Annotated in this window: 3 protein-coding genes and 1 pseudogene; all 4 read left to right on the forward strand. The window is 66.1% G+C overall.

The genetic code is table 11. The features are described 5' to 3' along the window. Positions 1 to 260: pseudogene (locus tag V5A20_RS13830) on the forward strand (NADH-quinone oxidoreductase subunit D); the annotation flags it as partial. An 87-nt stretch (positions 261 to 347) separates the two neighbouring features. Next, positions 348 to 1025: an NADH-quinone oxidoreductase subunit NuoE family protein gene (locus V5A20_RS13835; protein ID WP_332315108.1), complete on the forward strand. Its 678-nt coding sequence runs from the start codon at positions 348 to 350 to the stop codon at positions 1023 to 1025. Positions 1026 to 1142: 117 nt separating this feature from the next. Then, the gene (gene nuoF, locus V5A20_RS13840) at positions 1143 to 2504 is read left to right on the forward strand and encodes an NADH-quinone oxidoreductase subunit NuoF (RefSeq protein ID WP_332315107.1); all 1362 of its coding nucleotides are present in this window, start codon (positions 1143 to 1145) and stop codon (positions 2502 to 2504) included. A 58-nt stretch (positions 2505 to 2562) separates the two neighbouring features. Next, positions 2563 to 2985: a hypothetical protein gene (locus V5A20_RS13845; protein ID WP_332327625.1), complete on the forward strand. Its 423-nt coding sequence runs from the start codon at positions 2563 to 2565 to the stop codon at positions 2983 to 2985. The last annotated feature ends 11 nt before the right edge of the window (positions 2986 to 2996 follow it).

Here is a 2996-nt window from a genome sequence, read left to right on the forward strand (position 1 = left end):
TCCACGACTTCATGTACACCGACGTGGGCACCGTGCCGCCGAAGGGGGCCCACTCGTACCACGCCATCGAGTCCCCGAAGGGCGAGCTCGGGTTCTACCTGACGTCCGACGGCACCGGGCGGCCCTGGCGTGTGCGCATCAACGCCCCGTCGTTCTCGAACCTGCAGGCGATGGAGGATATGCTCGAGGGGGAGATGGTGGCCGACACGGTCGTCATCATCGGCTCCCTCGATCCGGTGATGGGGGAGGCCGACAAGTAGGGGTTTCAACTTGCGAGTGTCGAATGGCGAATGCGTTCGCCCATCGGCACCGCACCAAATTCGACACTCGAAAATTGACACTCGGAGATGTCCAGTTTCGACGTTCAGCGGCCCATTGTAGAGCTCCCGGATCAGGATCCCGATTCGGCGTTCTCGGACGAGGAGCTTGTGTGGACCGACGAGGAAGAGGCGCAGATTGAGGCCTGGACGGAGCAGTATCCGGAGGACCAGGCCGCCATCATGAAGGTGCTCTGGCTGGCCCAGGAGAAGTTTGGCTACCTCGCCCCGGAGGTAATTCAGCTCTGCGCGGACACCCTCGACATGACGTTCACGCAGGCGTACGGTGTGGCCACCTTCTACCACCAGTACTTCAAGGAAGAGAAGGGCACCTATGTGCTTGACGTGTGCACCTGCTTCACGTGCCAGGTGTGCGGGGGGTACGACATTCTCCACTACCTGGAGGAGAAGCTGGGCATCCACGCCGGGGAGACGACCGAGGACGAGATGTTTACGATCCAGGAGGCCGAGTGCCTCGGGGCGTGCGGCTCGGCGCCCATGATGGAGATCACGAACGGGGTCTACGTCCACAACCTCACACCCGAAAAGATCGACGACCTCATCGAGAGCCTGCGCGCGGGGGAGGTGCCCTCATTTACGTCGATGACGCTGCCGCAGGACGAGGAAGAGCTGGAGGGCAACCGGCGCACCGACGTCGAGAACACGGAGACGTACCAGACCCAGCCCCGGGGGGAGCACACGGAGTGATGCGTGACGCGTGAAGCGTGACGTCTGAAACGTGACGTGTGAAAGGAGGGCATTGTCCTGCTTCGCGAGTCACACTCCGGTCCTTCGCAATTTTGCCTTCGCAACTTGAGACTGCACATGGAAGCGAACGGAACGCCCCAACGTCCGGCCGGCGACTGGCGCTCGTACGAGCGGATGCTCCTGCCCCCGATTCAAGACCTCCACAAGCTGAGCGTATACGAAGAGCATGGGGGCTACGACCGTCTCCGTCGCGCGCTCGAAGACGACGACATTGCCCCGGGCGACATTACCGGTGAGGTCAAGGCCTCCGGGCTGACCGGGCGCGGCGGGGCCGGCTTCCCAACGGGCGTGAAGTGGACGTTCATGCCGGAGCCGGACGAGCGCCCGCGCTTCATCGGGGTGAACGCGGACGAGAGCGAGCCCGGCACCTTCAAGGACCGGCAGGTGATGGAGTACAACCCGCACCTGATGCTCGAGGGCATTCTCCTCGCGGGGTACGCCCTGCACATCGACACGGCCTACGTGTACATCCGGGGCGAGTACACCGACTGGATCGTGCACCTGAAGCAGCAGCTGGAGCAGGCCTACGAGGCGGGCTACGTGGGCGAAGACATCATGGGCTCGGGCTTTTCAATGGACATCGTGCTCCACAAGGGGGCCGGGGCTTACATCTGCGGCGAAGAGACGAGCCTGATGGAGAGCCTGGAGGGCAAGCGTGGATACCCCCGCTACAAGCCGCCCTTCCCGGCCCAGAGCGGCATCTTTGGCTCCCCCACGACCATCAACAACGCCGAGACGCTGGCGCACGTCCCGCTCATTGTGGAGCAGGGGGGCGAGGCGTACTCCAACATTGGAGCGGGGGACATGCCGGGGCCGGCGCTCTACGGCATGTCCGGCCACGTGAAAAAGCCCGGCGTCTACGAATTCCCGACGGGCATGCTGCTGACCGACCTGATCTATGACGTGTGCGGGGGCATGGCGCGCGGCAAGGACCTGAAGGCCGTGGTGCCGGGCGGGTCGTCCGTGCCGCCGGTGCCTGCCGATCAGATCGACGGCCTCACGATGAACGACGAGAGCCTCGGCGAGGTGGGCTCGCGGACCGGGACGTTCTGCCCGCTCGTGCTCGACGAAGAGACCGACATGGTGTCGTTCCTCCGCCGCGTGGCGCACTTTTACCAGGACGAGACCTGTGGGCAGTGCACGCCCTGCCGCGAGGGAACCGGCTGGCTCGAAAAGATCCTCGCCCGGATCGACGAGGGCGACGGGCGCATGCGCGACATTGATCTTCTCCTTGAGCTGTGCGACAACATGGACGGGGGACGTACCATCTGCGCCTTTGCGGACGGCGCCGTGGGGCCGGTGCGGGCCACCGTCAAGCGCTTCCGGGAAGAGTTTGCGGCGAAGTGCCAGGCGTCCGTCCACCCGGTGAGCACCGAGGTGTCGGCCGGGGCCGAGTCGGCCGTGGCCGCGACGGAGTAGGCCCCTTCGTCCCGCTGGGCGAGCGATTCTTTGTGGATCCATGCTCTGTGCCCCCCCAATGCCCAAACGCCTCTTCGTGATTGCGCTTGTCGGGGGGGTGCTCGGGGCCTGCGGCACCGGAGCCCCCGATGCGACCACCGCCGACACGACCTACGGCCCCCCCGTCGACGCGACCGAGGCCGTTCCGGCCCCCGCCGTCGCCGCGGAGGGCAGCCTGTACGTCGGCCACAGGACGGCTCTCGACGGGCAGATTGCCGCCGTTGGAGCGGCCGGGTGCGAGGTGATCCTCGAGACCGACGGCCGCCCGCTCGTCGTGAGTGCCCCCCGCACGGACGCCACCGGGTGTGCTTGGGCTGTGCCGGAGGTGGCACGGGGCCTCGCCGTGGCCGCCGGCACGCTGCGGGCTGCGGGCGACACGCTTCGTCTGACCGCGAACGGTGTGCGGGTGACGCCCGTTCGACTGTCCGAGCCGGATTCCTAACGCCGACCTCA

Origin of the sequence: Salinibacter sp. (genome assembly GCF_036626415.1) — a bacterium.
Lineage (GTDB): Bacteria > Bacteroidota > Rhodothermia > Rhodothermales > Salinibacteraceae > Salinibacter.

What these genes read in the sequence shown, in the direction of transcription:
- nuoF (WP_332315107.1), top strand. Translation starts at nt 1,143, where the DNA reads ATGGAAGCGAACGGAACGCCCCAACGTCCGGCCGGCGACTGGCGCTCG.
- V5A20_RS13845 (WP_332327625.1), top strand. Translation starts at nt 2,563, where the DNA reads ATGCCCAAACGCCTCTTCGTGATTGCGCTTGTCGGGGGGGTGCTCGGG.
- V5A20_RS13835 (WP_332315108.1), top strand. Translation starts at nt 348, where the DNA reads ATGTCCAGTTTCGACGTTCAGCGGCCCATTGTAGAGCTCCCGGATCAG.